Raw genomic sequence first — 26611 nt, forward strand, 5'->3', positions numbered from 1 at the left:
AACAATAATAATAAATAAGCTCAAACAATCCACAAAAATTCAAATAATTAAAAAAGCTTCATTTTAAACAATTTTAATCATCAAACTTGTTGGTAAGTTGTGAATATAATGTTTATAAAAAATAATCACCTTTATTCACAAGATATATTAATACTACAATAATTAATAAGACTCTTATATGAAACCTTTAAACAAAATAATTATCGACAAAGACACTTCATTCAATCCTCTTTGGATAATGAGACAAGCAGGTAGATATTTGCCAGAATTTAGAGAAATCAGAAAAAAAAATCCTGACTTTATTAATCTATGTTTAAATGACAACTTATCAGCTGAAATAACTCTACAACCATTGAAAAGATTTGATATTGACGCTGCAATAATTTTCTCTGATATTTTAATGTTACCTTATGGTTTAGGTCAAAAAGTAAGGTTTGAGAAAAATTTTGGTCCTAAGTTAGAAAATCTAGATTTAAATAAAATAGCAAAATTGGACGAGATAGATTTTGTTGAAAAAATATATCCTGTTTATAAAGCAATTAAAAAAGTAAGCTCTGATCCAATAGTTAAAGATAAAAACACTATTGGATTTGTAGGTGCTCCATGGACACTTTTAGTTTATATGATTAATTTAAAATCTCCCAAAAAAAGTTTAGATAAAAATTTTTTTAAAGATGATTTTTTAATAAATAGAATTTTATTAATCATAGAAAAATTTTTAAAAATACATATTAAAAACCAAATAGATAACGGAGCAAATGTTATTCAAATTTTTGATAGTTGGGCCGGTTTATTAGAAGAAAAAGATTTACCAAATTATATTTATACACCTACTTTAAATTTAGTAGAATATATTAGATCTTTAAATGTACCGGTAATATGCTTTCCAAGAGAGATTAAAAATTATAAAGAATTTTGTGAGATAGTTAAACCTGATGCAATAAATATTGATTATAATGTTGATCCTAAAAAAATACTTAAAAATATAAAAATTCCTATTCAAGGAGGTTTAGATCCCAAAGTTCTTTTAACGGATTATGAAAATTTGAAAAAAGAAACTCTTAAATATTTAGAAATTTTCAAAGACCATCCTTACATATTTAACTTAGGGCATGGTATTCTTCCTGAAACTAATCCAGAAATGGTTGCAAACTTAATTAAAATAGTAAAAAATAATTAAACTATGGATAAAAATCATCCATCAATAAAATATGGGAAAACAGGAGTTCTCATAATTAATTTGGGTACCCCAGACTCAACAAATTGGCTAGATATTAGAAAGTATTTAAAGGAATTTCTCTCAGACAGAAGAGTGATCGAAGTAAATCCTATAGTTTGGCAAATAATTTTGAATTTATTTATCCTAACTTTTAGACCTTATAAAACTGCCAAAGCTTATAAAGAAATTTGGATGAAAAATGAAAATATGTCCCCACTTCTCTATTATACAAAAAAACAAAGTGAGAAAACTTCTGAGTTATTACAAAAAGAAAATATCGTTTTGGATTTTGCAATGAGATACGGAAACCCAAGCATAAAAAGCAAAATACATAAATTACACGAGATGGGCTGTGAAAATTTAGTAATCCTTCCCCTTTATCCTCAATATGCAGCAGCAACAACCGCAACAGTTTGTGATGAAGTTTATAGAACACTAATGAAAATGAGATGGCAACCTTCTCTGAAAATAATACCACATTATGAATCTAATCCTCTCTACATTGAAGCACTAGTTAATTCAATTAATAAAAAAATTAATGAAATTAAATGGAAACCAGACTTAATCATAGCTTCATACCACGGAATACCAAAAAAATATTTCGATAAAGGAGACCCCTATCATTGCTATTGTCATAAAACAACGAGACTTATTTCAGAAAAGTTTAATTCTATAAAAATCAAAACTACCTTCCAGTCAAGATTTGGTCCACAAGAATGGCTTCAACCATATACTGATAAAACCTTAGAAAATTTACCCAAAGAAGGAATTAAAAATATCCTCACAATTTGTCCAGGCTTTTCATCAGATTGTGTGGAAACATTAGAAGAAATATTAATTCAAGGTAAAGAAAGTTTTATAAATGCTGGAGGAAAAAACTTTGATATGGTTCCATGTTTAAATGATAATGAGGACCATATTATTTTATTAAAATCTTTAATTGAAAAAAATATTTGATCAATGAATACTTATTTACTTTTTAAGTCCTTACATTTAATTGCTGTTGTTTCCTGGATGGCTGGTCTTTTATATCTCCCAAGAATTTTTGTTTATCATGTTGAAAACAAAGAAAAAAAAGAAACCACTGATATTTTTATTTTGATGGAGAAGAGACTATATAATTATATCATGCGTCCTGCTATGTTGCTAACATGGGCTTTTGGATTAATATTAATTTATTTAATTGGCTTAGAAGTTTTTTCAAATTTATGGATGCAAATCAAGTTGGTGTTGGTATTATTTCTATCAATTTATCATGAATATTTAGGCAAATGTCTTCAAGCATTGAAAAATGAAACAAATGTAAAATCTTCTAAATTTTTTAGAATTATTAATGAAGTACCAACTGTAATTTTGATTATTGTTGTATTTTTAGCTATTTTTAAGCCAATCTAGGGTTGAAATAAAAAAAACAGTATATATATTAAACTTATTGGTAAGTCCTTATCAAAAAATAAATCATGAATATTCAAGAACTTAAACTTAAATCATCTGAACAGCTTATTACACAAGCAGAAGAGCTTGGAATTGAGAACGCTAGTACATTAAGAAAACAAGAAATTCTTTTTGCTATACTTAAAAAGGTTGCAGAAAAAGAGGAGATAACAGGTGTTGGTGTCTTGCAGTTGCTACAAGATGGTTTTGGTTTTCTAAGAGCAATGGAGTCAAATTATCTGCCAGGACCAGATGATATTTATGTGAGTCCAAGTCAGATTAGAAGATTTGGTTTAAGAACAGGAGATACGGTTGAAGGGCCGGTCAGAGCGCCTAAAGAAGGTGAAAGATATTTTGCGTTACTACAAGTAAGTAAAATAAATTTTGAAGAACCAGAAAAAGCAAGACATAAAATTGCGTTTGATAACTTAACGCCATTATACCCAGACAAACAATTGGTAATGGAAATTGAAAAAACAAAGATAGAAAAAAAGCCAGATCTTACTCCGAGATTAATTGATTTAGTTAGCCCAATCGGAAAAGGTCAAAGATCAATAATTATATCACCACCAAAAGCGGGTAAAACTATGATTTTACAAAGCATAGCAAACTCAATAGCTAAAAACTATCCAGAGTGTTATCTTATAGTTCTATTGATAGACGAACGTCCTGAGGAGGTTACAGATATGCAAAGGACTGTAAAAGGCGAAGTGATTAGTTCTACCTTTGATGAGCCAGCACAAAGACACGTAGCTGTTGCTGAAATGGTTATTGAAAAAGCAAAAAGATTAACTGAACATAAAAAAGATGTTGTTATTTTATTAGATTCAATAACAAGATTAGGTAGAGCTTATAACGCTGTAATACCAAGTTCAGGAAAAGTTTTAACAGGAGGTGTAGATGCAAATGCGCTTCAGAGACCAAAAAGATTTTTTGGTGCTGCAAGAAATATTGAGGAAGGTGGATCATTAACTATTATTTCTACTGCTTTGATTGATACTGGAAGCAGAATGGATGAAGTTATTTTTGAAGAATTTAAAGGAACAGGTAATAGTGAAACTGTTTTAGACAGAAAAATTGCAGATAAAAGAATCTATCCTGCAATAGATATCACAAAGTCTGGAACACGAAGAGAAGAGCTCTTGTTTGATAAAAATGATTTACAAAAAATGAATGTACTAAGAAGAATAATAGCTCCAATGGGAACTATGGATGCAATAGAGTTTATAAATTCAAAATTAAAAGATACCAAAAACAATGCTGAGTTTTTTAACTCAATGAACAAACCAGCATAAAATTTTCTATAAAATTTTAAGTTTTACAGAGATGCAAATTTGAAGATATAATCTTCAAATGACAATTTATGCTTTATCTACTGGACCTGGTGTTTCAGGTATTGCAATTGTTAGAATTTCAGGAGAACAATCTTCAAAAGTAATCAAGACCCTCACAGGCAAAAAGGTTCCTCAGCCAAGAGTGGCAACATTAAGAAAAATCAATAAAATTAACACTTCTGAGTTAATTGATGAAGGTATAATATTATGGTTTCCGGGGCCTGAGAGCTACACAGGTGAAGATATGGCAGAGATACAAGTTCATGGCAGTAAAGCCGTTGTAGATGCCCTGCACTCCTCTATTTCTCAAATTGATAATTGTAGATTAGCAGAGCCAGGTGAATTTACTAAACTTGCATTTCAAAATGGAAAAATAAATTTATTAGAAGCAGAAAGTATAGCTGATCTGATTTCATCTGAAACAGAAATTCAAAGACAACAAGCAATCAAAATCATGAATGGTAAGTCAGCAGATCAATTCAATTTTTTAAGAGAAAAACTTTTAAAAATTTTATCTCATGTTGAAGCTAAAATTGACTTTCCCGATGAAGATTTGCCAAATAATATTTTGGGTGAAATCAAAAATGATTCAAATGATGTTATTCAAAAAATTGAAAAGATTTTAAATGATCAAAAAGTTGGAGAAAGAATTAGAGAAGGGTTTAAGATTGCAATTCTTGGACCTACTAATGCAGGTAAATCTAGTTTAATAAATCATTTATCAAATAGAGATGTTGCAATTGTTTCTGAAATAGCTGGTACTACAAGAGATGTTATAGAAACTCATCTTAGTATAGATGGTTATCCCGTAATAATATCCGATACAGCAGGAATACGAGAATCTAAAGATGAGATAGAAAAAAAAGGTATTAAATTATCTTTAAATAGAGCCGAAGAAGCAGATTTAAAGCTTGTAGTGGTGGATGCAAAAATCCTTGATTTTACTGATGTTTTGAAGGGTTTATTAGATGAAAATGCAATTTTAGTTATAAACAAGTCTGATCTTTTAGAAAAAAAAATTGATTCAGAAATTAAAAATATAAATCATGTTTTAATCTCAATTAAAGATAATAAAAATATTGATGAACTAATTTCAAAAATAAAAAATAATTTAAAAAATAAATTTATAACTAGTGATGATATTTTAATTACAAGAGAAAGACACAGACAACATTTGGAACAGTGTTTAGATCATTTGAATAACTTTAATAAAAAAAAAGAAATTGAAGATTTTGATAAAGCAGCAGAAGATTTAAGATTAGCTACTAGACATTTGGGTATGATCGTTGGAAAAGTTGATGTTGAGGAGATATTAGGTAGTATTTTCAACGATTTTTGCATCGGTAAGTAATCCCCTATTTTCCTTGTTTTTTAGGCATTTTTTATCCAAAACTATTGATAATTAACGCTTATTTACAAAAAATTAAGCCTGTCTTGTAAATTATGTATTCACATATAAATTCAACCCATGAAAAATGATTTATCATTTGATGTAGTTGTAATTGGTGGAGGTCATGCAGGATGTGAGGCAGCTGCTGCTTCTGCTCGACTAGGAGTTAACACAGCCCTATTCACCCATAAAATAGAAACTATTGGTGAGATGTCATGTAACCCTGCAATTGGTGGTTTGGGTAAAGGTCATTTAGTTCGAGAAATAGATGCACTTGATGGTGTTATGGGTGATGTTGCGGATAAATCAGGCATACAATTTAGATTATTAAATAGAAGCAGAGGTCCAGCAGTACGTGGACCAAGAACTCAATCAGACAGATCGCTTTACCGTAAATTTATGCAAGAAAAACTCATAAACTACTGTAATTTAAGTATTTTCTCAGATCCTGTAATAAAGTTTATTTTTAATAAAAAAACTATAAGCGGTTTTGAAACTAAAGAAGGTAAAAAAGTTTTATGCAACAAATTAATACTAACAACAGGAACTTTTTTAAATGGTTTGATACATATAGGTGATGAAAGAACACCAGCAGGAAGGTACGACGAAAAACCTTCAACAGGTTTAAGTGAACAATTAGCAAAATATGATTTTAAAATTGGAAGATTGAAAACGGGAACACCTCCCAGGTTTGATGCAAGAACGATTAATTTTGAAAAACTTGAAGAACAATTTGCAGATGATGATCCTTATTTTTTTTCTTTCTTAACCAAAAAAAATTTTAACAAACAAGTGTCATGTCGAATGACTTATACCAATGAGAAGGTTCATAAAATTATAGAAAAAAATTTATCTAAAAGTGCAATGTACTCAGGAAATATAAAAGGAGTAGGTCCAAGATATTGTCCATCTATAGAAGATAAGATAGTAAAATTTGCAGATAAAGTTCGTCATCAGATTTTTTTAGAGCCAGAAGGGCTTAATGATCACACAATTTACCCAAATGGGATCTCCACATCCCTCCCAGCTGAAGTACAAGAAGAAATATGTAATAATATCAATGGTTTAGAGAATGTTACTATTATAAGACCAGGATATGCTATAGAATATGACTATATAGACCCACGTGAACTATTCTTGACCCTCGAAACTAAGAAGATCAGAAATCTTTATCTTGCAGGGCAGATAAACGGAACTACAGGATATGAGGAAGCGGCTGCACAAGGACTTATAGCTGGTATCAATGCAGCTTTATCTGTTAAAAATTCAGAGCCTTTTATCCTTGATAGGTCTGATGCCTACATAGGAGTAATGATCGATGATTTAGTTACTAAGGGAGTAGCTGAGCCATATCGTATGTTTACATCAAGAGCAGAATATCGACTAAGTTTGAGAGCAGATAATGCAGATCAAAGATTAACAGCTAAGGGAATAGAAATTGGGTTAATTGGAGAAGAAAGAAAATTTTTATATTTAGACAAATTTGATAAAATTGAAAAAATTAATTTAAAAATGAATAAATCTTGTATTTCACCATCTAAAGCAGAAAAATTTGGAATCAAAATAGCCAAAGATGGAATATTGAGGTCTTCAAATGAGGTGCTAACTCAAAAAGACGTAAATATGAGTAAAATTAGAGAAATATGGCCTGAAATACCTTATTTTAGTAAAGAAATTGATGAACAAGTAGAAATTAATGCTCATTACAGAGGTTATCTAAAAAAGCAAAAAGCAGATATTTTAGCATTTAAGAGGGATGAGAACTTAATTATTCCTGATAAAATCAACTATGATGGACTTTCAGGTTTATCTAATGAGGTTAAAGCTAAATTTAAAGAAATAAAGCCTAAAACTATGGGTCAAGCTCTTAGAATTGATGGAATAACGCCAGCAGCTGTATATATTTTGTTGTCACATGTTAAAAGAAAGTCTATTAAGCATATAGCTTAATGGATCAAGAAATTTTAAATTCTTACTCTAGACTTGATGATCTAAATGTTTCACGTGAAACATTTTTAGACTTTGAAAACTATATATCTCTTATTCTTGAAAAAAATAAAAAAATTAACATAATTGGTCAAAATACAGCGTCAAAAAACGCAATAATTGAGCGTCATATTATAGATTCAGCACAAATAATTGATTTTGTTGATTTAAATTGTAATACAACCACAGATTTAGGTTCTGGAGCTGGCTTACCAGGAATTATAGTGGCAATTATGCTAAAAAACATGAAAAATAAAATGAATGTGCATTTGTATGAAAAAAGCTACCATAAAAGCCATTTTTTAAAAGAAGTTTCAGAAAAATTAAATTTAAATACGAAAGTTTTTCAAAAAAATATTTTTGAGATAAAAAATTTAGAGACAGGAACAATTATGTCGAGAGCATTTAAACCTATGCCTGTTGTTTTAGATTTAGTTTATGAAAATTTTTCAAAATATAAAAATTTAATTTTTTTTATGGGTAAAAGCGGAAAAAAAGTTTTTGAAAATTCTAAAAAAAAATGGAATTTAGAATATATAGAAAAGAAAAGTTTAACTAGTAAGGATTCATTTTTGATAAATATAAAAAAAATTGAAAAAAAAAATTAAAAAGAAATTGAAAAAAACTAAATGCAAATTATTTCGGTCATAAATCAAAAGGGTGGGGTAGGAAAAACTACAACAGTAATAAATCTTGCAGCTGGACTATCACAACATAATAAAAAAATTTTAGTTATAGACCTAGATCCTCAAGGAAATGCAACTACAGGTCTTGGATTATCTAATATGGAAAACTCAAGCGATACAATTTATGGTGTTTTGAATGGAACTAAAGAAATTTATCAAGTGATAAAGAAAACCCAGTTTGAAAATTTGGATTTGGTAACTTCCAATGTTGACTTATCAGGTCTAGAGGTTGAAACAGCTGATGATACAAATAGAGCTTTTATCTTAAAACGTAAATTAGCCGCTTATTTAAATGATTCTAGAGGATCCTATGATTATATACTGATAGACTGCCCTCCTTCACTTAGCCTATTGACTGTTATGGCTCTTGTATGTTCGGGGTCGCTTTTAGTTCCTTTGCAGACAGAATTTTTTGCCCTTGAGGGGTTAACACAGCTTATGAAGACAATTGAAAGAATAAAAGTAAGTCTAAACCCAGAATTAAAAATCAGGGGTATACTTTTAACAATGTATGACAAAAGAAATAAACTATCTTCACAAGTTGAAAAAGAAGCAAGAGATTATTTTAGTGAAAAAGTTTATTCAACAGTAATACCAAGGAACGTTAGATTATCTGAAGCACCTTCGCATGGAATGCCAGTTTTAATTTATGACAAATCATGTCCAGGTAGTAAGTCATATTTTAGTTTTACAGATGAATTTATAAATCAAGAGTCAACAATAGGAAGTGCTGCTTAATGGATAAAATTAAAAAGGGATTGGGGAGAGGTTTATCATCATTGATTGGTGAGGCAACAGTAGAGCCGGAGAAAAATCAATTACAAATAAGTGATCTTGTTCCAAACAAGTATCAGCCAAGAAAAATATTTGATAAAAATAATTTAATTGATTTAACAAATTCAATTAAAGAAAGGGGAATGATACAACCAATCATTGTTAGAAAGTCAATTGATAGCGAAGGAAAATTTGAAATAATAGCTGGAGAGAGAAGGTGGCTTGCAGCACAAAGAGCAGGTTTACACAATGTTCCTGTTGTTATTACTGAAGCTGATGATTTAAAATCTTTAGAATTTGCAATTGTAGAAAATGTTCAAAGACATGATCTAAACCCTCTTGAGGAAGCACAAGGTTATAGAAGATTAATTGATGAGTTTTCTTATGATCAAGAAAAAGTATCAAAATTTATTGGAAAAAGTCGAAGTCATATTACTAATTCTTTAAGACTTTTAAATTTGCCAGAAGATGTAATAAAATTAATTGAAACTCAAAAGTTGACTGCTGGTCATGCTAAAATTTTAGTTGGGCTTGATAATGCCAGCTTTGTTGCAACTAAAATTATTGAAAAAAAATTATCTGTAAGACAAGCTGAGAATTTTGTTAAAATTTTTAAAAATAGAAAAAAATCAAGTTTAACAAAAGATACAAATATCACAGCACTCGAATTATCAATATCCAATAAGATAGGATTAAATGTAGATATTAAAAATAATAAAAGAAATAAAGGCAAAATAAGTTTTGAATACAAAGATTTAGATCAATTAAATAAGATTGTTGAGATAATTAAATCTTATTACTAGTTTTATAATTTGATATTTCTAAAATAAAATCATTTATAAGATTTAAAGAATTGGAAATATTCTTTTTAATTTGTAGCTCAATTTTATTAATTTGATACATAAGTACTTTAAGATCTTTTAAACTCCATATTTGTATTTGTTCTTTAATAATATTTTTTTCTTTCCAGAAAATAGGAGGTCGAGCAGATGATATTGTATGATCTATATTTCTGTTTTTTTCATATTCTTTTACTAAGCTAGCCAACTTTTTACATTTATTTAAAAGATATCTGATAATTAAGATTGAGTCGTCATTATTAAAATTATTTTCATTTAGAATAAAAACTGTTTTTTTTTTATTTTGGATTAAACAGTTGTCAATAAGCTCTTGTATACTAATATTTTCAGTTAGATTAATTAATTTTAAAATATTATTTAAATCTAATTTTTTTTGATTTTTTAAAAAACTTTCTATTTTTGATAATTCATTAAATAAAATAACTCTATCATAGTTACATTTGTTCACGATCATATTTATTAAATTTTGAGAAACAGATATTTTTTTTTCTTTAAAAAAATTATAAGCTAAAGAAGCCAAGGTTTGTTCCGTGTCTGGGTAGAAAGGTATACATACCAATCTCTTATCTTTTTCAAAGAGATTTCTTAATTTAGATTTTTTTTCAAGAATATCTGAATTAAATATTATTTTTACATCATCACTATCTTTATCTTTAATTTCGTTGAATATATTCAAGATTTTATCTGTAATTCTTTTTATTACAAAATGTCTTTTTTTTTCAAAAAGAGAACCAGAATTTATACTTTCTAAAAATTCATTTTTGTTATCAACTATATCTTTTTCTTCATAAATCTTGATATTTGTATTTATATCAATCAATTCTTCTGTAATTTTATTTTTTAAACCATCATTTTTTCCATAAAGTAAAAAAAAATTATATTTATCTAATGATAGTTTTTTTATCTCGTGACTTTTAATTATCATTTAGATTTGAGAGATCGAAGGCAATTTTTCTTGAAATTGTTGATGCAAGATTGCTAATTATTTGTTTTTCGTAATTTTTTTGACTTATGTTGTTATTTTCGTTTTTAATATTATTTTTTTCTGAATAATTTAATTCTATATTTTTTTCATTATTATTTTTATTTTTTTTATTGGTCTTTACGTTGACAAATACTCTAAGTTCATAATTTGTTGCATTTCCACTCGTATCTTTTGCTAAAATTATTTTTGAATAAGAACTATTAATTTTTAATTCATAATTAGATTTAGAGTTTGAATTTCTATATTTAAATAGTTTTGTATTAAGGATATTATTTATAATTCTGTCACCGCTAAACTCAACAGATGCAATAGACAAATTTGAAAAATTTTCATTTTTATAAACTGGTGTAAATCCACAACCATAAAATAATAAAATCGTAATTGTAATTAATATTTTTTTTTTCATTTTTTATATAATTAAGTTTATTAATTTGTTTTGGACATAGATTTTCTTTTTAATTGGACCAGAAATATATTTTGATAATTTTTCATCTTTTTGTATTTTTTCAAATATCATCTCTTCATTTAAATTTTTATTTAGATTCAATAACCCCCTTTTTTTTCCATTTATTTGAACAACTATATTCACACTATCCTCAATTAAAATATCTTTATTATAAAGTGGCCAACTCAATTTATTTTTGTATTTTAATAATTCCAAAGTTTCGCTTGTATAGTGAGGTATTATGGGGCTAATTGCAGTTAATATCTTAATATAATTTTCATACAAAGTTTCTTTAGTGTATTCATTGTTGAGTTCTTTTAAAAAAAAATTATACATTTCATGCATACTTGCAATTATCACATTATAACTAAAGTTTTCTAGATAGTTCTCAATTTTCTTAATAAATAAACTTGTAAATTTTAAAATATTTTCTGAACTATCTTTTTTATGATTTTTTGACATTTCATCCTCAAATTTAGAATGTAGATTCCAGAGTTTTTGAATAAATTTATAGGATGAACTAATACCTTCCTCAGACCATTGTACGTCTTTCTCAGGAGGGCTGTCCGATAGTATGAATAACCTTGCGGAGTCTGCCCCATAATTTTCAATTATTTTTTCTGGATCTATTGTATTTTTTTTAGACTTTGACATTGACTCTGACGGTCCAACAGTAATTTTCACTTTATTATTTTTTCTTAAACGTTTTTCACCATTAATAGTTTCAATCTCATCAGGACTTACCCAATTATTTTCAGGATCTTTGTATGTTTCGTGACAAACCATACCTTGTGTAAAAAGATCCTCAAAAGGTTCAGTGATATTAAATTTTTCATTTTCAAAAGCTAAAGCTCTCATGAAAAATCTAGAGTATAATAAATGTAAAATTGCATGTTCAATACCACCAATATATTGGTCTACTGGCATCCAATAATCTATATCTTCCTTGGTATAACCATAATTCTTTTCTGTTGGTGAGCAGAATCTCAAATAGTACCAAGAAGAACAAACAAAAGTATCTAAGGTATCAGTTTCTCGAGTTAATTTTTTTCCATCAATTGTAATTTCTTTCCAATTTTTTTGATGATCAAGAGGGTTCCCTTTTACGTTTAAATCTATATTCTTAGGAAGTTGAACAGGTAGCATATTATCAGGTATTGGATATTCATTCCCTTCTTCATCATAGGCTATTGGAATTGGACATCCCCAGTATCTTTGACGTGATACTCCCCAATCTTTTAATCTAAATGTTATGAGTTTTTTTCCAATTTTTCTAGTTTCTAAAATTTTAATTGTTTCTAGAACTGAATTATTTGGTGCCTCTAATCCATTTAAGAAATCTGAATTAATAATAATTCCATCATCAGAAAAAGCCTTTTCTTTTACAGTAAATGAATCGTCTTCTTCTTTTGGTTTTACGACTGTCTTAATTTCTAGATTGTATTTTTTTGCAAAGTCAAAATCTCTTTGGTCATGAGCGGGACAACCAAACACAGCACCAAATCCATAATCCATTAAAACAAAATTTGCAAAATATACAGGTACTTTTTTACTTGGGTCTACTGGACTGATAGCTAACAGATTTGTTTTAAAACCAATTTTTTCTCCTACAGCAATAGATTCTTCAGTTGTTCCTGACTTTGAACACTCATCTTTAAATTTTATAAATTCTTTATCTTTCTCATAAAATTTAGCTATTTCATGATCAACTGATACTGCTAAAAATGAAAATCCAAAAAGTGTATCAGGTCTTGTTGTGAAACATTTGATACTCTTGATTGGCAGAGAACCTTCAATTTTAAAATCAATTTCACAACCAAAAGATTTACCTATCCAGTTTTTTTGCATCAGTTTTACTTTTTTGGGCCACTTGTCTAACTGATTTAAACTTTCTAATAAATCATCAGAGAATTTCGATATGTTAAAAAACCATTGATTTAATTTTTTTCTTTCAACTATTGCACCTGAACGCCAGCCTTTACCATCTATAACTTGTTCATTTGCTAGGACAGTTTGATCAATTGGATCCCAGTTCACATAATTTTCTTTTCTATAAACTAATTTTTTTTTATATAATTCTAAAAAAAATTTTTGTTGGTGTTTGTAATAGTCTTCAGAGCATGTAGAAATTTCCCTATCCCAATCAATAGACAATCCAAGTTTTTTTAGTTGAACTTTCATCTTTGATATATTGGACTCTGTCCATGTTTTTGGATCTAAATTATTTTGTTTTGCTGCATTTTCAGCTGGCATTCCAAAAGAATCCCAACCCATTGGATGCAATACATTAAAACCTTTTAGTATTTTATATCTAGCTAGAACATCACCTATGGTATAATTCCTTACATGACCCATGTGTATTTTTCCTGATGGATAAGGAAACATTTCCAGGCAATAAAATTTTTTTTTACTTTTATCTAGTTTGCTTTTAAAAGTTTTATTTTGTTCCCAAAATTTTTGCCACTTCAGTTCTACTTCTTTAAAGTTATACCTATTCACAATTGTATTTAACTATTAGGTCTAGAGTCGATTACTTTATAAGGCTTAAAGTTTTTATCTACGTTTTGTTTTTCATAAATAGCAGCTTTTTTTAAAATTTCTTTTTGAAGTTCTATACTTAGGTTGCTGCTTTTTTCACTTATTTTACAATTTAAATTTACATCACATTTTTTTAAAAATACTTTTATTTCTAAAGCGTCAGCTCTAATTTCATTAGATAAAAATCTTATAGTAATTTTTATCGACTCACCTTCTGAATTTTCAGAGTACCAATCAGTGATTATAATTCCGCCACTGTAATTTGCTGAAGTTAAAGGCATAAAATCAATTACATCCAAACTAGCACGCCATAATTCGTTTGAACTTGCAAATTCAAAATTACCACTTCCACGATTTTCAACTTCATCCATAAGTCTAAATCCTTTTCCTTCCTCTAGGTTCTTTTGAACTCTGAGACTTGGATCAGGTGAATTTTCTCTTGCATTTCCTCCAGGTAAAAATGTGCCACTCGTGCTTTTCCCACAAGAATAAAAAAAAATTGATATAGTTAAAAGCAAACAAGCTTTTAAGATAAATGAGTTAATTTTTTCTAACATAGTGATAACTAATGAATTAATAAATACTGAAAATTCTATACAATTCTTTTTTGTTTAAAACACTATAAATTCAATAAAAATGAGGAATTTTTTGTTGTAAAAATGCAACACTAGATGGTTTATTAGCAAAATATTCAAATTTATTAAATAAAATATCCCAAAAAATAGTACTTATTCCATGTTTATTATTAATAATTAACAATAATTAAAGGAGTAATTAATATGAACAAATTTAAGAAAATCGGATTATCAGCTCTTGCTGGTTCTCTAGTTGCATTTTCAGCAAACGCTGGTGAGTTAAGCGTTTCTGGTTCTGCTTCGTTATCTTTAACTGACTCAGGTACTGAGGCAGCAACTGGTAACGGTTGGTCAATGGGTGATACTTTATCTTTCTCTGGTGGTGGAGAAATGGATAATGGTATGACTGTATCATTCAGTTACAACTTAGACGGTGGTACTCAAGAAGACCACAGTATGTCATTAGCTGGTGACTTTGGAACACTTGCGTTCCATGGTGGTGGCGGATCATCTGCATTAAGTGCAATTGATGATGTAACACCAAATGCTTATGAAGAATCATGGGCAGTTGCTGCTTACACAGCTACTAATGATACTGGTGCTACTGACCTTATCAATGGTAATGCGCAAAGTAATATGTTCGTTTACACTTCTCCATCAGTGAGTGGTGCAACTGCAACTGTATCTTACGTAAACGCATCAGCTGCAGGTTCAGATGTTTCTTCAACTGAATACGCTGTTAAAGTTGCTCCAGAGATGATCGAAGGATTAACTCTTGGTGCTGGTTTTGCAGAAGATGAGTCAACTTCAGGAACTGCAATTGACGAAGAAACAATGTATGCTACTTATGCATTTGGACCAGTAACAGTTGGTTACCAAATATCTGAAGCAGATCACCCAACTTCAACAGCTGGTGATAAAGACTTTACTGCAATCGGTGTATCATATGCAGTAAGTGATGATCTTTCAGTTTCATACAACACATCAACTATTGAATACGGTGATACGCAGAAAGACCAAGAAGCTACTGGTATTTCAGCATCATTCACAACTGGTGGAATTACTATCGGTGGTTCTATAAACGATGTTGACAATATGGGTGGTGAAGATTCAAAAGATCAAGAAGCTTTTGAATTGAACTTCGCATTAGCATTCTAATTATTTTAGAAATCTATTATAAAAAAGGCCTCTTTTTAGAGGCCTTTTTTTTTGAAAAAAGAAATACCGGCAAAACCTACACAGTTTGTTAAATTTAGTTTTTTGAGGTTCACTTTTGAAATACCTCCTAATGCAACATATTTCCCATTGATCTTGGAAGTTAATAAATTGAATTTATTTAGACCTAAGTAATTTTTATTTTTTTTAAAAATTGAAGATATAAAAATTTTCTTTACACCTTGCTTATTTTTTATTTTGATTTCTTTCAAATTGTGAGCAGATCCAAGTATTATGAAATTTTTTTTTCTAGAATAAGACAAATGTTCAAATGTATTGTTAAATGAAGGCAAATATACTCCTATCAAATTTAATTTAATTGCAAGCCTAACATCATTAGCGAAAATAAATTTTATACCATGTTTCCTGCATTTAGAATTGTAATCTAGTATTTGTTTTTCTCTAACTTTTGTATCTGAGTAATTTCTGTAAATTAAAGTAGTTTGTTTATCTTGATGTTTTATAATATTTGTATCTAGTTTGTTAATAAAGTAATATTTTTCTTTCAGATAATTATGCATAATACGGTTCAAAATTTAATATCAATTGAGGAAGAAATTAGATTAAGTTTAAAAGAAAAAAAAATCAATAAATTACCTAAAGTAATCGCAGTATCTAAAACTTTTGAAATTGAAAAAATCTACCCTTTAATAACTCATGGTCATATAAATTTTGGTGAGAACAAAGTCCAAGAAGCTATGTATAAATGGGAGAAAATAAAAAATGAAAATTCCAAAATTAAATTACATTTAATAGGAAAACTTCAAACTAACAAAGTAAAATTTGCAGTCAAAATATTCGACTATATACATACTTTAGATAGTATGAAACTTGCAAAAAAAATCTCAGAGGAACAAAAAAAAATTGGAAAAGATATTAAAATTTTTATCCAATTGAATATTGGAGATGAGCCTCAAAAATCAGGCATCCACAAAAATGAATTAGATAATCTATTAAATTATTGTAAAGAGATGAAACTAAATATAATTGGACTAATGTGCATACCACCCATAGATGGAAATACTGAGAGTTATTTTAAAGAATTAGAGTCACTAAATAATAGTTATAATTTTAATGAATTAAGCATGGGAATGTCTTCTGATTATCTATTAGCTGCAAGTAATTCAGCAACATTTTTAAGAATAGGGTCGAGTATTTTTGGAAGTAGAGTTTAGAGTATTTTAATTTTGGTTTTCTTGTCGATTATTTTTATTAAAATAAAAAAATCTTTCTCATTTAAGGCAATACATCCAGCGGTGGGTTTATAATTTTTTGTGAGGTGAATAAATATACAACTGCCTTTCCCTAGAAGTGGTTTTTTAAAATTGTACTTTATTGGAAGAATAAAATCATATTTGTGATCTCTTCTGAAAAGTTTTTCGTGTTTAACTTTATTATTTACTCTTATTAGTTTGTTGTAATATTTTTTAGATAAAATATCATCACACCAGCCCATTTTTTTATTAATTTTAATACATCGCAACCGTGTTTTTGGTTTTTTTATTCTATCACTTCGATAATATAAATTTTCAATATCAAATAAACCTGTAGGTGTCTTTTGATCCCCCTCCATTTTTTTTCTTATAAATCCTTTTTTTCCTACTACGCACTTCAATTTAAAATCATCAACTTGAAGTGTATTATGATCTTTAATATTAATAATCATTATAAAAAATTAAATATGCAAAAAATTATAATATATAATTTTAACGAACTTTTCAAAATATTGGATGAAATAAGTAATATTTTTTATTTTAAGATTGAAAATTATTCTACTAAAGATAAAAAAAAATTAACAACAATTAGCTCTTCAAATGATGTAATAATTTCTAATAAAGTAATTGCGAATTACGATAATTTTTTAATTTTAAATAATTTGCCTATTAAAATTTCAAAATTGATAGAAATAATAAATTTAGAGATATTAAAAAAAAAATTTTCAAACCAATCCGAAATTAAAGTTGGAAAATATAAAATTAATTTTAATTCTAGAAAATTGATATTTAATCAATTAAGTTTGAAATTAACAGAAAAGGAAATAAATATAATTTTATATTTATTAAAGGCAAATAAATCGGTAAATATAAAAGAGCTTCAAACTAAAATTTGGGCTTATAATGAAGATGTTGAGACTCATACTGTTGAGACTCATGTATATAGATTACGAAAAAAAATTTTTAAATTATTTAACGATAAAAATTTTATAGATAGTATTGATAGTGGCTATATATTAAAAGTTTAAATTTAATATGAATCTATATTAAAACTTATTACTATTCTGTCTTCGTCAGATTTATTCTTATTTACTTGATGTTCTAAATATGCTGGGAAAAGGAAAAGTTTTCCTTCCTCAGGTTCAAAACTAATATGTTCAGCCGATAATTCATTAAATTCCTTTATTTTTGGATGTCTCATAACTGACACATGTTTTGGGTCAAAAAAAGCTATTGGTCCTGATTTTTTTTTTGCTTTCACATAATATGCTGCACTTAATAGGCTGTTTGGGTGAGTGTGTTTAATGTTAAAACTACCAGGTGGGTTAATTATTGACCACATGCCAATAAAATTAATTTTTTCTGGAACAAACTCCCAATTATATCCATTAAACACATCTCTAACACATTGTTTAGAAAAGTTAATTAATGGTAAAAGTTCACCAACATTTTTAAGATCAAAAATACGAGAATGCCAACCACCTGAATTTGATCGAGTTATACCCTCAGGATCAATCTTTTTTTGTTCATATATATATTTTTCAATTTTTTCATTTACTTCTTTGAAATTTTCTAATCTGAACTCAAAAATAGATACAGGAAATACTTTGTGAACTAACATATTAATGTTTTACAGTAATAATTTATTTTTAGAATATTAATTTATTCATGTAAACTATCTTTTTTTGTTTTTAACAATGTTAATTACTTTAGAAATGCTTAAAAAACCTAAAATTAAAAATCCATTAATAAAAAAACTATATTCAAAAAAATTTAAACCTAAAATAGTAAAACCAAAAAAAGGAAAGGGAAGTTTTAAAAGAAAAAAAATCTAAATTTAAAGTCTTGCTCCAATTTGTTGAATTACTTTTGACGACATTTCAGTCCCTTTTATGAGGCACTCTTTTGTAGATAACCTGTTGATATATCCATGTAAAAAACCAGCAGCAAAAAGGTCACCTGCACCTGTGAGGTCTACAATATTTAGATTTTTCTGTACATCATTTTCAACAACATAATCACCATTAATTGCAACTGCACCTTTTTCACCTCTGGTTATAACCATCAATCTATTAAGTGTCTTTGAAAAATTTATAACTTCTTCAAAATTTTTTGCGTCAATTAATGAAGTAATTTCTTGCTCGTTAGCAAAAGTTATATCGAGTTTGTTTTTAACTAAGTTTAAAAAATGAGGTTTGTGTCTATCTACACAAAAAAGATCTGACAGTGACATAGCAACTTTATTTGCATTGTTTATAGCTTTGTCAAATGCCTTTTTGGGTTCTCCTTCGTCCCATAAATAACCTTCTAAAAATATTATTTCACTTTTTTTAATAGCATCAGAACTAACATCATTTTCATTAATTTTTCCTGCTATACCTAAGAAGGTGCACATGGTTCTTTCTGAATCTGGAGTTACTAATATTAAGCAAGTCCCTGTGGGTAATTTTTCTTTTTTTTTTGAATAAAAATACTCTACACCTTCTTTTTTTAATCCTTTTTCATAATTACTACCAAACTCATCATCTGAAATTTTTCCTATAAAACCAACTTTATCTCCAAGCTGAGACATACCAACGATTGAGTTTGCAACCGATCCTCCAGAAACTGTTTTTTCAATTTTAAGATTTTTTAATAAATTTTGAAATTCGTTTTCGTCAAAAAATAACTTCATTGTGCTTTTTGTAAGTTTATTTTGCTCAATAAAATTATCATTTACTTTACAAATGACATCTACGATAGCGTTACCTATTCCTAAAATTTTCATGTTAAGCTTTTTTTGTCATAACAGGTTTTTTTCTATTTGGGTAGCAACTAGTGCATATTTTACATTGTAAACCGTAACATTCTCTCGCTTTGCAATATTCTCTGCCATAAAAAATTATTTGTAAATGAAGTTTAGACCAGTTTTTTTTTGGAAAAATTCTTTTTAGATCATTTTCAGTTTGAATTACATTCTTCCCATTCGTTAAACCCCATCGTTGTGCAAGTCTGTGAATATGAGTATCAACGGCAAAAGCTGGGTATCCAAAACCTTGAGACATCACTACACTTGCTGTTTTATGTCCCACACCAGGTAATTTTTCTAGCTCTTTAAAAGTTTTAGGCACTTTACCTTTGTGTTTTTCTAACACTTGTTTTGACATTAAATAAATACTTTTGGCTTTAACTCTGAAAATACCAATTTTTCTTATTAATTTTTCAATTTTTTTTCTTCCTAATTTTACAAAGTGCTCAGGCTTATAGTACTTTGGATATATATCTTTTGTTACATTATTAACATTTACATCAGTACATTGAGCGGAGAGCAGTACAGAAATTAATAGTGTAAAGATATTTTTGCTTTTTAAAGGAACGGGTGTTTTAGGATAAATTTTATTTAAAGTTTTAATTATGATTTTTGCTTTTTGTTTTTCATTCATTATGAAAAATTAAGCAAATCTCTCATAGAATATAAACCTGGTTTTTTTTTCATCAACCATTTAGATGCAGTTAATGCTCCATCTGAGTAAAGCGCTCTATCAAAGGCTTCATGGTTCAATGTAATTATTTCTTTTCCACTTGAGAATTTTACCTCGTGTTCACCTATAATTTCACCTTTTCTAATTGAATTAAAATTAATTTTTTTTCCATAAGGAAAAGATTTTTTATTTAAGAATTTCTTACCAATTAAATTATATAAATTCTTATTTTTACCATCTGCTATTCCTTTGCCTAGCATTAAAGCAGTGCCAGATGGGTAATCTTTTTTATGTTTGTGATGTACTTCAAATATTTTACTTAAGTATTCATCATTAAGTGCTTTTGAAGCAATTTCAGTTAAATACATCAATAAATTTACTCCTAAACTCATATTACCAGCTTTTAAAATAGGTATTTTTTTTGAATATTTTTTAATTTGATTTTCTTGGCTCCTAGTAAATCCTGTAGTACCAATCACTACTTTTTTCCTAAGTTTTGATGCTATTTTTAGTATTTCAAGCGTGCAATCTGGTACTGTGAAATCAATAATTACGTCAGTTTTTTTAAAAGCTTTAGCAGAATTTAATTCAGGTTTAATTCCATTAAATTTTTTATTTACCAGTCTATTTTCTGTAAGCGTGACTAGTTTAAAATTTTTATTTTTCTTTGAGGATTTGATGAGTTGTTGACCCATTCTCCCCATGCATCCTGAAATAGCTAAATTAATTTTTTTCATTAAGTGATAAAATATAGAAGTATCACAAGAATAATTACAATAACACCCCAAATACTAAAATTTCTAAAAAATACTTTTTTCTTTAAATTTGAATTTATAAAATTGGGTAAAATTAGAATTAGTATTAATATTAAAGCTATTGATGGAATTATTTCCTCTAATCCCATAATTTAATTTTTCCAAAAATCTTTTGCTTTTTGAAAAAACTTTTTAATGCTTGGATTTGATTTGTCATTTTCCATTTCTCTAAATTGTTCTAATAATTCTTTCTGTTTTTTGTTTAAGTATACTGGTACCTCTGTTTTTACTTGAACATATAGATCACCAAAGTCACCTCTTCTCATAAATGGCATCCCTTTGCCTTTTAATCTAAATTGTTTACCATTTTGGGTTCCATCTGGAATTTTTATTTTTGCTCTCCCGCCATCAATTGTTGGTATTTCAATCGTAGTTCCAAGAGCCGCATCAGCAAGAGATAGAGGAAATTCAAAAAATAAGTTTTCATCTGATCTTTTAAATAGTTCATGAGAATGAACATTTATAAATAAATATAAATCACCTGTAGCACCACCTCTGCTACCAGCTTCACCCTTTCCGGCAAGTCTTATTCTAGTACCATCATCTACTCCTTTAGGAATAGTCACGGATATTTTTTTGGATGTTTGTTTTTTCCCTTGACCATTACAATCATTGCATGGATTAGTGACTTCTTCACCATTACCATTACATTGTGGACATGTTTGTTGAACGGTAAAGAAACCCTGGTTAGATCTTATTCTTCCATTTCCTCCACAATAAGAACACCTGTCTGGAGAATAACCTGGTTCTGAACCATTACCTTTACAAGTCCCACATTGCTCAGTAGTTGCAAATTTAATATCTTGCTTTTTTCCATGATAAGCTTCCTCTAATGAAATGGATAAATCATATCTTAAATCTGAACCTCTATTATTTGACCTTCTATTTCTTGATCTTCCACCACCTCCAAAATCTCCAAAAAAATCCTCAAAAATATCTGAAAAATCTGCACCACTAAAACCACCAAAACCACCACCTGGTCTGCCGCCACCATTTTCAAAAGCTGCATGTCCAAAGTTATCGTAGTTTTGTTTTTTTTCTTTGTCTGAAAGTATTCCGTAGGCTTCACTAGCTTCTTTAAATTTTTCTTCAGCTTTTGTATCACCTGGGTTTTTATCTGGATGATATTTAACAGCTAGTTTTCTATACGCAGATTTTAGCTCATCAGAACTTGCGCTCTTGTTTACGCCTAGGACATCATAATAGTCTCTTTTAGCCATCAAATTACCCCAGACAATTAAATGTCAGTTTATGCGCTTTTTTCTTTATTCTCGTCTTTTACTTCTTCGAAATCAGCATCAACAACATTCTCGTCTTTTTTACCTGTATTATCTCCACCATCATCTTTTTCCGATTCTGGTTTAGCACTTTGTTGTGATTTATAGATTGCCTCTCCAAGTTTCATTGAAGCTTGAACTAAAGCTTCTGTTTTTTTCTTGATATCTTCAATGTCTTCACCCTTTAAAGCTTCTTTCACAGCAGACGATGCATCTTCAATTGCTTTTTTCTCTGCATCTGAAATTTTTGATCCATGCTCTTTTAAGTTTTTCTCGGTTGAATGAATTAAAGTGTCCGCTTGGTTTCTAACATCAACTGACTCTCTCTTCTTTTTGTCAGCTTCTTTATTAGCTTCAGCATCTTTGACCATTTTTTCAATTTCTTCATCACTTAATCCACCGGAAGCTTGAATTTGTATCTTCTGCTCTTTGCCTGTTCCCTTGTCTTTTGCCGAAACATTTACGATACCGTTAGCGTCAATATCAAATGTAACTTCAATTTGAGGAACTCCTCTTGGAGCTGGCGCAATACCTACCAATTCAAAATTACCTAATAACTTGTTATCAGAAGCCATCTCTCTTTCACCTTGTAAAACTCTAATAGAAACAGCTGGCTGATTATCTTCAGCGGTTGAGAAAACTTGGCTTTTTTTAGTTGGAATTGTCGTATTTTTATCAATCAGTTTTGTTGAAACACCACCAAGCGTTTCAATACCTAATGATAACGGTGTAACGTCTAATAAAAGAACGTCTTTAACATCTCCTTGCAACACACCTGCTTGAATAGCAGCACCCATTGCAACTACTTCATCAGGGTTTACACTCTTATTAGGGTCTTTTCCAAAAAAATTTTTAACTTCTGCTATAACTTTTGGCATTCTAGTCATACCACCAACCATAACCACTTCATCTATCTCACTTGCGGTAATTCCTGCGTCTTTTAAAGCAGTCTGACATGGAGGCATTGTTCTAGCAATTAAGTCCTCAACTAAAGCTTCAAGTTTTGCCCTAGTCATCTTTAAATTAATGTGTTTTGGACCAGTTTTATCTGCAGTTATAAATGGTAGGTTTATATCTGTTTGTTCCGCAGACGATAATTCTATTTTTGCTTTTTCAGCTGCTTCTTTTAATCTCTGTAAAGCTAGTTTATCTGATTTAAGATCAATACCATTATCTTTTTTAAATTCAGAAATTAAATAATCAACGATTGCATTATCAAAATCTTCACCACCTAAAAAAGTATCACCATTAGTTGATTTAACTTCAAATACACCATCACCTAACTCAAGTATTGAAACATCAAATGTTCCACCACCTAAATCGTATACAGCAATTTTTTTGTTTTGTTTTTTATCTAAACCATAAGCAAGCGATGCAGCAGTTGGTTCATTGATAATTCTCAAAACTTCAAGTCCTGCAATTTTACCGGCATCTTTTGTAGCCTGTCTTTGTGCATCATTAAAATATGCTGGTACAGTAATTACAGCTTTTGTTACTTCTGATCCTAAATATTTTTCAGCTGTCTCTTTCATCTTTTGTAATATGAATGCAGAGATTTGTGAGGGAGAATACTTTTCTCCTTTAGCTTCAATCCAAGCGTCTCCTTTTTCAGAGTTAACTATCTTAAATGGTGCAGCTTCAACATCTTTTTTGACCGTTGGATCATCAAAATTTCTACCGATTAATCTTTTAACTGCAAAAATTGTGTTTTCAGGATTTGTTACTGCCTGTCTTTTTGCAGGTTGACCTATTAATTTTTCATTTTCATCAGTAAATGCAACTACCGAAGGTGTCGTTCTTGCTCCTTCTGCATTTTCTAAAACCTTAGCTTGTGTTCCTTCCATTACCGCAACACAAGAGTTGGTTGTTCCTAAGTCTATTCCAATTATTTTGCTCATAATATTATTGTCTCTCTTTCGTCATATAGGGTTTAAATTTGAAACTACAAGTTGATCTCATTATTATTTATCTTCTGAATTTTCCTGATTTTGTTCAGTTTTTTCTTCTTTTTTGGTAATTTTCTTTGAGACACCAACTAATGAAGGTCTTAAAAGTCTATCTTTAATAGTGAAGCCTTTTTGAATTTCTTGAACAATTGTTCCAGCTTCTTTGCTGTCATCTTCAACTTCCATCATTGCTTGATGAAAGTTAGGATCTAGTTTTTTGTTAATACAATCAATCGGTTTAATATTGTTTTTTTCAAAAATAGAAATTAAATCTTTCTTTATTATTTCTAAATGCTCCAGTGTCTTTTTTAAAGCATCTGTTTCTTTTAACTTGTCATCGCTTTCTAAAACATGTTTAGAACGATCTAAGTTATCAATTAAATTTAATGCCTCTTTAGCAAAGCTAGAACCTCCATACTCAAAGGCATCCTCTTTTTCTTTTTCAAACCTTCTTCTTTGATTTTCCATTTCTGCAAAAGTTCGTGCCAGTTTATCTTCTAGTTCAGCAATTTTTTCTTCTGGAGTTAGTTCTTTAATCTCTTCTTTGGTTTCCTGAGGTGTTTCTTGTTTATTTTCACTTTCTGAGCTTTCCTCAGGTTTTTCTGTTTCTTTTTCTAAATTCTGATTTTCATTTTCAGGAGTATTGTTTTGGTTTTCTTCTTTTTCCATAAGCTCATATATGGTAAGGAATTTAATTATTTCTAGATGTCTAAGCAAAAAATTAAAGAATTACTCATTGGTACTAACAATAAAGGTAAATTAAGAGAAATTAGGAGTTTATTACCAAATTATATCAAAATTTACTCGACTTCTAATTTTAAACTTAAAAGTCCTGCAGAAAATGGAAAAACTTTTAAGGAAAATTCCTTAATTAAATCAAAACATTTCTCTAAAAAGACTGGTCTAATATGTTTAGCTGATGACTCTGGTTTGGAGATAGATCATTTAGATAAAAGACCTGGAATTTATTCTGCACGATGGGGAGGAAAATCTGGAGATTTTAACAAAGCTATTAAAAAGGTATTTAGAGAGTTAGATAAAAAAGATAAGAATTGGAAAAATAAAAAAATTAAAGCAAGATTTGTTTGTGCTCTATCAATCTCGCATTTAAATAAAAAAATCACTTGTGTAGTAGGCAAAGTTGAGGGTCGAATATCAAATGAACCGAAGGGGAAAAACGGATTTGGTTATGATCCAATTTTTATCCCATTAAAAAAATCTAAAACATTTGGTGAAATGAAACCATCTCAAAAATACAAAATGGACCATCGCTTTCAAGCTTTCAAGAAGCTTAAAAGATTTCTGTAAGTTTTTTATCTTCTATTTTATAAAAATTTAATCTGTGATTAATTTTGTTATCTTTAATATCAAAAATTCCTATCTTACCTTTAAATGAATTTTTTTTCTTAAACAATTTATCCATTTTCGAAAGATCTGATTTCAAAGAAAGATAATATACTAAACCAACCAAATCATAACTTAACAGTGAGAGATGGGATGGGTTTTGATTAAAAGTATTAAAATATTTAATTTTATAATCATCAAAATTTTCTTTATTAATTGATGGATAATAAATCGGTTGAATATTTGTTTCTTCCATTAAACTTTCATCAAACCATTGATTAAGGGTTATAAAGTACTTATCTTTTGGAGACACATCAGTGTAGAGCAAAGAAGTTGCAACACTTTTAAGACTTTCATCAAAATCAGATATAACAACTGCATCAAAATTTACATTTCCAATTGTGTATCTTTTTTCCAAACTTTTTATTTTTCTTTCTTTATTTGGTTCATTTGATTCTTGAATCCTTCTTATTTCATCAGCTAGATTTTGTTTTCTAATTTTGTATTTAGTTATTTCCTCAATTTGTTTTGTAAGTTTTGTTGGTTCAGTATTATATTCAAAATTTTTAAAAACTTTTATTTTAGAATTCTTAACACCATCCTTTACTTCAAACTCAAAGTTCTGAATTGGTGTTAAAAAAAGAGTTTTTTGTAAATTATTATTATCTAAAAATTTTTTTATAGTATTAAACTGTGAAGTAGAATTTATTCCAGCAGAAATTACATTTTCAGGTAAATCTAAAGTTTTATTTGTTAGTGATAAAAAAGTTAAATCTTTCATCTCATCTAAATAAGTTAAACTTTCATGAAATATTGGTCCAATAACAATTTTTATTCCCATTTGTTTTAATTCAAAAGCAGACTTAAGAGTTTGGTTAGCTCTTGTTGCGGTATCTTTTGGATAAATTTCAATTAAATCATTATTAATATCTTTGACAGCTAAACTTACAGCCTTAATAATAGAAGTTCCGAGATCTTTATTTTCTCCAGTCATCGGAACCAACAGTCCAATTTTTATTTTTTCATTAGCATTAACTAAATTTAAGAAGTTTAATAATAAGAGAAGTAAAGAAATAGAAATAATTTTAATAATCTTTTTCATTTTGATGTTAT

General features: G+C 28.6%; 28 protein-coding genes. 14 read left to right on the forward strand and 14 right to left on the reverse strand.

Annotated features, from left to right (window positions below):
* Positions 1-178: 178 nt before the first annotated feature.
* The 9 genes from hemE (at position 179) to ACTTAS_RS06745 (ending at position 9626) form a co-directional block, all read left to right on the forward strand.
* Positions 179-1180: a uroporphyrinogen decarboxylase gene (hemE, locus tag ACTTAS_RS06705; protein WP_440678820.1), complete on the forward strand. Its 1002-nt coding sequence runs from the start codon at positions 179-181 to the stop codon at positions 1178-1180.
* Positions 1181-1183: 3 nt separating this feature from the next.
* Positions 1184-2176, forward strand: coding sequence for a ferrochelatase (hemH, locus tag ACTTAS_RS06710; protein WP_440678821.1), 993 nt, complete (start codon positions 1184-1186; stop codon positions 2174-2176).
* 3 nt (positions 2177-2179) lie between these two features.
* Positions 2180-2614, forward strand: a complete 435-nt coding sequence (gene hemJ, locus ACTTAS_RS06715; RefSeq protein WP_440678822.1) for a protoporphyrinogen oxidase HemJ — start codon at positions 2180-2182, stop codon at positions 2612-2614.
* A 65-nt stretch (positions 2615-2679) separates the two neighbouring features.
* Positions 2680-3948 (forward strand): transcription termination factor Rho, encoded by a 1269-nt coding sequence (gene rho, locus ACTTAS_RS06720; RefSeq protein ID WP_440678823.1) that lies wholly within the window; start codon positions 2680-2682, stop codon positions 3946-3948.
* A gap of 58 nt (positions 3949-4006) precedes the next feature.
* On the forward strand, positions 4007-5338 hold the full coding sequence (gene mnmE / locus ACTTAS_RS06725) for a tRNA uridine-5-carboxymethylaminomethyl(34) synthesis GTPase MnmE (RefSeq protein WP_440678824.1): 1332 nt from the start codon (positions 4007-4009) through the stop codon (positions 5336-5338).
* Between the two features lie 117 nt (positions 5339-5455).
* Positions 5456-7327: a tRNA uridine-5-carboxymethylaminomethyl(34) synthesis enzyme MnmG gene (gene mnmG / locus ACTTAS_RS06730; RefSeq protein ID WP_440678825.1), complete on the forward strand. Its 1872-nt coding sequence runs from the start codon at positions 5456-5458 to the stop codon at positions 7325-7327.
* Positions 7327-7971, forward strand: coding sequence for a 16S rRNA (guanine(527)-N(7))-methyltransferase RsmG (locus ACTTAS_RS06735; RefSeq protein WP_440678826.1), 645 nt, complete (start codon positions 7327-7329; stop codon positions 7969-7971). The genes mnmG and ACTTAS_RS06735 overlap by 1 nt, the downstream gene beginning before the upstream one ends.
* 21 nt (positions 7972-7992) lie before the next feature.
* Complete coding sequence (locus tag ACTTAS_RS06740; protein WP_440678827.1) at positions 7993-8787, forward strand: ParA family protein; 795 nt, start codon at positions 7993-7995, stop codon at positions 8785-8787.
* Complete coding sequence (locus ACTTAS_RS06745; protein ID WP_440678828.1) at positions 8787-9626, forward strand: ParB/RepB/Spo0J family partition protein; 840 nt, start codon at positions 8787-8789, stop codon at positions 9624-9626. The genes ACTTAS_RS06740 and ACTTAS_RS06745 overlap by 1 nt, the downstream gene beginning before the upstream one ends.
* Here the strand turns inward: ACTTAS_RS06745 and holA are convergent.
* From holA to ACTTAS_RS06765, 4 genes are read right to left on the reverse strand one after another with little or no spacing between them, the layout of a single operon-like run.
* Positions 9610-10608 (reverse strand): DNA polymerase III subunit delta, encoded by a 999-nt coding sequence (gene holA, locus ACTTAS_RS06750; RefSeq protein WP_440678829.1) that lies wholly within the window; start codon positions 10606-10608, stop codon positions 9610-9612. The genes ACTTAS_RS06745 and holA overlap by 17 nt on opposite strands.
* Positions 10598-11074 carry an LPS assembly lipoprotein LptE gene (gene lptE / locus ACTTAS_RS06755; RefSeq protein WP_440678830.1) on the reverse strand — a complete coding sequence of 159 codons (477 nt, stop codon included), beginning with the start codon at positions 11072-11074 and terminating at the stop codon, positions 10598-10600. Before lptE ends, holA begins: the two co-directional genes overlap by 11 nt.
* Positions 11075-11077: 3 nt before the next feature.
* Positions 11078-13612: a leucine--tRNA ligase gene (gene leuS / locus ACTTAS_RS06760; protein ID WP_440678831.1), complete on the reverse strand. Its 2535-nt coding sequence runs from the start codon at positions 13610-13612 to the stop codon at positions 11078-11080.
* A gap of 8 nt (positions 13613-13620) precedes the next feature.
* The gene (locus ACTTAS_RS06765; RefSeq protein ID WP_440678832.1) at positions 13621-14208 is read right to left on the reverse strand and encodes a DUF3576 domain-containing protein; all 588 of its coding nucleotides are present in this window, start codon (positions 14206-14208) and stop codon (positions 13621-13623) included.
* Positions 14209-14430: 222 nt separating this feature from the next.
* On the opposite strand from ACTTAS_RS06765, the gene ACTTAS_RS06770 reads away from it, so the two are divergent.
* Positions 14431-15384: a porin gene (locus ACTTAS_RS06770; RefSeq protein WP_440678833.1), complete on the forward strand. Its 954-nt coding sequence runs from the start codon at positions 14431-14433 to the stop codon at positions 15382-15384.
* A 35-nt stretch (positions 15385-15419) separates the two neighbouring features.
* On the opposite strand, the gene ACTTAS_RS06775 is transcribed toward ACTTAS_RS06770, so the two are convergent.
* Complete coding sequence (locus ACTTAS_RS06775; RefSeq protein WP_440678834.1) at positions 15420-15962, reverse strand: thiamine phosphate synthase; 543 nt, start codon at positions 15960-15962, stop codon at positions 15420-15422.
* Between ACTTAS_RS06775 and ACTTAS_RS06780 the strand changes: the two genes are divergently transcribed.
* A complete protein-coding gene (locus tag ACTTAS_RS06780; RefSeq protein ID WP_440678835.1) occupies positions 15957-16616 on the forward strand; it encodes a YggS family pyridoxal phosphate-dependent enzyme in 660 nt (219 codons plus the stop codon). The two genes, ACTTAS_RS06775 and ACTTAS_RS06780, sit on opposite strands and share 6 nt — an antisense overlap.
* Here ACTTAS_RS06780 and ACTTAS_RS06785 read toward each other — a convergent pair.
* Positions 16613-17107 carry a L,D-transpeptidase family protein gene (locus ACTTAS_RS06785; RefSeq protein ID WP_440678836.1) on the reverse strand — a complete coding sequence of 165 codons (495 nt, stop codon included), beginning with the start codon at positions 17105-17107 and terminating at the stop codon, positions 16613-16615. The two genes, ACTTAS_RS06780 and ACTTAS_RS06785, sit on opposite strands and share 4 nt — an antisense overlap.
* A 15-nt stretch (positions 17108-17122) precedes the next feature.
* Here ACTTAS_RS06785 and ACTTAS_RS06790 point away from each other — a divergent pair, with 15 nt between their 5' ends.
* Positions 17123-17683 (forward strand): winged helix-turn-helix domain-containing protein, encoded by a 561-nt coding sequence (locus tag ACTTAS_RS06790; protein WP_440678837.1) that lies wholly within the window; start codon positions 17123-17125, stop codon positions 17681-17683.
* 2 nt (positions 17684-17685) lie between these two features.
* On the opposite strand, the gene ACTTAS_RS06795 is transcribed toward ACTTAS_RS06790, so the two are convergent.
* Entirely contained in the window at positions 17686-18276 is a 591-nt protein-coding gene (locus ACTTAS_RS06795) for a TIGR02466 family protein (protein ID WP_440678838.1), read from the reverse strand.
* 94 nt (positions 18277-18370) lie between these two features.
* Between ACTTAS_RS06795 and arfA the strand changes: the two genes are divergently transcribed.
* Complete coding sequence (gene arfA / locus ACTTAS_RS06800; protein ID WP_440678839.1) at positions 18371-18490, forward strand: alternative ribosome rescue factor ArfA; 120 nt, start codon at positions 18371-18373, stop codon at positions 18488-18490.
* A 2-nt stretch (positions 18491-18492) separates the two neighbouring features.
* Here the strand turns inward: arfA and ACTTAS_RS06805 are convergent, their stop codons facing one another.
* The 6 genes from ACTTAS_RS06805 to grpE all read right to left on the reverse strand — a co-directional run bounded on the left by ACTTAS_RS06805 (position 18493) and on the right by grpE (position 24823).
* Positions 18493-19422 (reverse strand): adenosine kinase, encoded by a 930-nt coding sequence (locus tag ACTTAS_RS06805; RefSeq protein WP_440678840.1) that lies wholly within the window; start codon positions 19420-19422, stop codon positions 18493-18495.
* Position 19423: 1 nt separating this feature from the next.
* A complete protein-coding gene (gene nth / locus ACTTAS_RS06810) occupies positions 19424-20077 on the reverse strand; it encodes an endonuclease III (protein ID WP_440678841.1) in 654 nt (217 codons plus the stop codon).
* Positions 20077-20853: a 4-hydroxy-tetrahydrodipicolinate reductase gene (gene dapB / locus ACTTAS_RS06815; protein WP_440678842.1), complete on the reverse strand. Its 777-nt coding sequence runs from the start codon at positions 20851-20853 to the stop codon at positions 20077-20079. The genes nth and dapB overlap by 1 nt, the downstream gene beginning before the upstream one ends.
* A gap of 170 nt (positions 20854-21023) precedes the next feature.
* Positions 21024-22151, reverse strand: a complete 1128-nt coding sequence (dnaJ, locus tag ACTTAS_RS06820) for a molecular chaperone DnaJ (protein ID WP_440678843.1) — start codon at positions 22149-22151, stop codon at positions 21024-21026.
* Positions 22152-22180: 29 nt separating this feature from the next.
* Entirely contained in the window at positions 22181-24106 is a 1926-nt protein-coding gene (gene dnaK, locus ACTTAS_RS06825) for a molecular chaperone DnaK (protein WP_440678844.1), read from the reverse strand.
* A 63-nt stretch (positions 24107-24169) separates the two neighbouring features.
* Positions 24170-24823 (reverse strand): nucleotide exchange factor GrpE, encoded by a 654-nt coding sequence (grpE, locus tag ACTTAS_RS06830; RefSeq protein ID WP_440678845.1) that lies wholly within the window; start codon positions 24821-24823, stop codon positions 24170-24172.
* Positions 24824-24859: 36 nt separating this feature from the next.
* Here grpE and rdgB point away from each other — a divergent pair, with 36 nt between their 5' ends.
* A complete protein-coding gene (gene rdgB, locus ACTTAS_RS06835) occupies positions 24860-25462 on the forward strand; it encodes an RdgB/HAM1 family non-canonical purine NTP pyrophosphatase (protein WP_440678846.1) in 603 nt (200 codons plus the stop codon).
* Here the strand turns inward: rdgB and ACTTAS_RS06840 are convergent.
* Positions 25446-26600, reverse strand: a complete 1155-nt coding sequence (locus ACTTAS_RS06840; RefSeq protein ID WP_440678847.1) for an ABC transporter substrate-binding protein — start codon at positions 26598-26600, stop codon at positions 25446-25448. The genes rdgB and ACTTAS_RS06840 overlap by 17 nt on opposite strands.
* Positions 26601-26611: the final 11 nt, after the last annotated feature.

This window comes from Candidatus Pelagibacter sp. HIMB1611 (assembly GCF_052047715.1).
GTDB lineage: Bacteria > Pseudomonadota > Alphaproteobacteria > Pelagibacterales > Pelagibacteraceae > Pelagibacter.

What these genes read in the sequence shown, in the direction of transcription:
- ACTTAS_RS06805 (WP_440678840.1), bottom strand. Translation starts at nt 19,422, where the DNA reads ATGAAAATTTTAGGAATAGGTAACGCTATCGTAGATGTCATTTGTAAA.
- ACTTAS_RS06780 (WP_440678835.1), top strand. Translation starts at nt 15,957, where the DNA reads ATGCATAATACGGTTCAAAATTTAATATCAATTGAGGAAGAAATTAGA.
- rdgB (WP_440678846.1), top strand. Translation starts at nt 24,860, where the DNA reads ATGTCTAAGCAAAAAATTAAAGAATTACTCATTGGTACTAACAATAAA.
- arfA (WP_440678839.1), top strand. Translation starts at nt 18,371, where the DNA reads ATGCTTAAAAAACCTAAAATTAAAAATCCATTAATAAAAAAACTATAT.
- mnmG (WP_440678825.1), top strand. Translation starts at nt 5,456, where the DNA reads ATGAAAAATGATTTATCATTTGATGTAGTTGTAATTGGTGGAGGTCAT.
- ACTTAS_RS06735 (WP_440678826.1), top strand. Translation starts at nt 7,327, where the DNA reads ATGGATCAAGAAATTTTAAATTCTTACTCTAGACTTGATGATCTAAAT.
- lptE (WP_440678830.1), bottom strand. Translation starts at nt 11,074, where the DNA reads ATGAAAAAAAAAATATTAATTACAATTACGATTTTATTATTTTATGGT.
- ACTTAS_RS06840 (WP_440678847.1), bottom strand. Translation starts at nt 26,600, where the DNA reads ATGAAAAAGATTATTAAAATTATTTCTATTTCTTTACTTCTCTTATTA.
- rho (WP_440678823.1), top strand. Translation starts at nt 2,680, where the DNA reads ATGAATATTCAAGAACTTAAACTTAAATCATCTGAACAGCTTATTACA.
- ACTTAS_RS06745 (WP_440678828.1), top strand. Translation starts at nt 8,787, where the DNA reads ATGGATAAAATTAAAAAGGGATTGGGGAGAGGTTTATCATCATTGATT.
- dnaK (WP_440678844.1), bottom strand. Translation starts at nt 24,106, where the DNA reads ATGAGCAAAATAATTGGAATAGACTTAGGAACAACCAACTCTTGTGTT.
- grpE (WP_440678845.1), bottom strand. Translation starts at nt 24,823, where the DNA reads ATGGAAAAAGAAGAAAACCAAAACAATACTCCTGAAAATGAAAATCAG.
- dnaJ (WP_440678843.1), bottom strand. Translation starts at nt 22,151, where the DNA reads ATGGCTAAAAGAGACTATTATGATGTCCTAGGCGTAAACAAGAGCGCA.
- ACTTAS_RS06775 (WP_440678834.1), bottom strand. Translation starts at nt 15,962, where the DNA reads ATGCATAATTATCTGAAAGAAAAATATTACTTTATTAACAAACTAGAT.
- ACTTAS_RS06795 (WP_440678838.1), bottom strand. Translation starts at nt 18,276, where the DNA reads ATGTTAGTTCACAAAGTATTTCCTGTATCTATTTTTGAGTTCAGATTA.
- hemH (WP_440678821.1), top strand. Translation starts at nt 1,184, where the DNA reads ATGGATAAAAATCATCCATCAATAAAATATGGGAAAACAGGAGTTCTC.
- hemJ (WP_440678822.1), top strand. Translation starts at nt 2,180, where the DNA reads ATGAATACTTATTTACTTTTTAAGTCCTTACATTTAATTGCTGTTGTT.
- ACTTAS_RS06740 (WP_440678827.1), top strand. Translation starts at nt 7,993, where the DNA reads ATGCAAATTATTTCGGTCATAAATCAAAAGGGTGGGGTAGGAAAAACT.
- hemE (WP_440678820.1), top strand. Translation starts at nt 179, where the DNA reads ATGAAACCTTTAAACAAAATAATTATCGACAAAGACACTTCATTCAAT.
- ACTTAS_RS06765 (WP_440678832.1), bottom strand. Translation starts at nt 14,208, where the DNA reads ATGTTAGAAAAAATTAACTCATTTATCTTAAAAGCTTGTTTGCTTTTA.
- ACTTAS_RS06785 (WP_440678836.1), bottom strand. Translation starts at nt 17,107, where the DNA reads ATGATTATTAATATTAAAGATCATAATACACTTCAAGTTGATGATTTT.
- nth (WP_440678841.1), bottom strand. Translation starts at nt 20,077, where the DNA reads ATGAATGAAAAACAAAAAGCAAAAATCATAATTAAAACTTTAAATAAA.
- ACTTAS_RS06770 (WP_440678833.1), top strand. Translation starts at nt 14,431, where the DNA reads ATGAACAAATTTAAGAAAATCGGATTATCAGCTCTTGCTGGTTCTCTA.
- ACTTAS_RS06790 (WP_440678837.1), top strand. Translation starts at nt 17,123, where the DNA reads ATGCAAAAAATTATAATATATAATTTTAACGAACTTTTCAAAATATTG.
- holA (WP_440678829.1), bottom strand. Translation starts at nt 10,608, where the DNA reads ATGATAATTAAAAGTCACGAGATAAAAAAACTATCATTAGATAAATAT.
- mnmE (WP_440678824.1), top strand. Translation starts at nt 4,007, where the DNA reads ATGACAATTTATGCTTTATCTACTGGACCTGGTGTTTCAGGTATTGCA.
- dapB (WP_440678842.1), bottom strand. Translation starts at nt 20,853, where the DNA reads ATGAAAAAAATTAATTTAGCTATTTCAGGATGCATGGGGAGAATGGGT.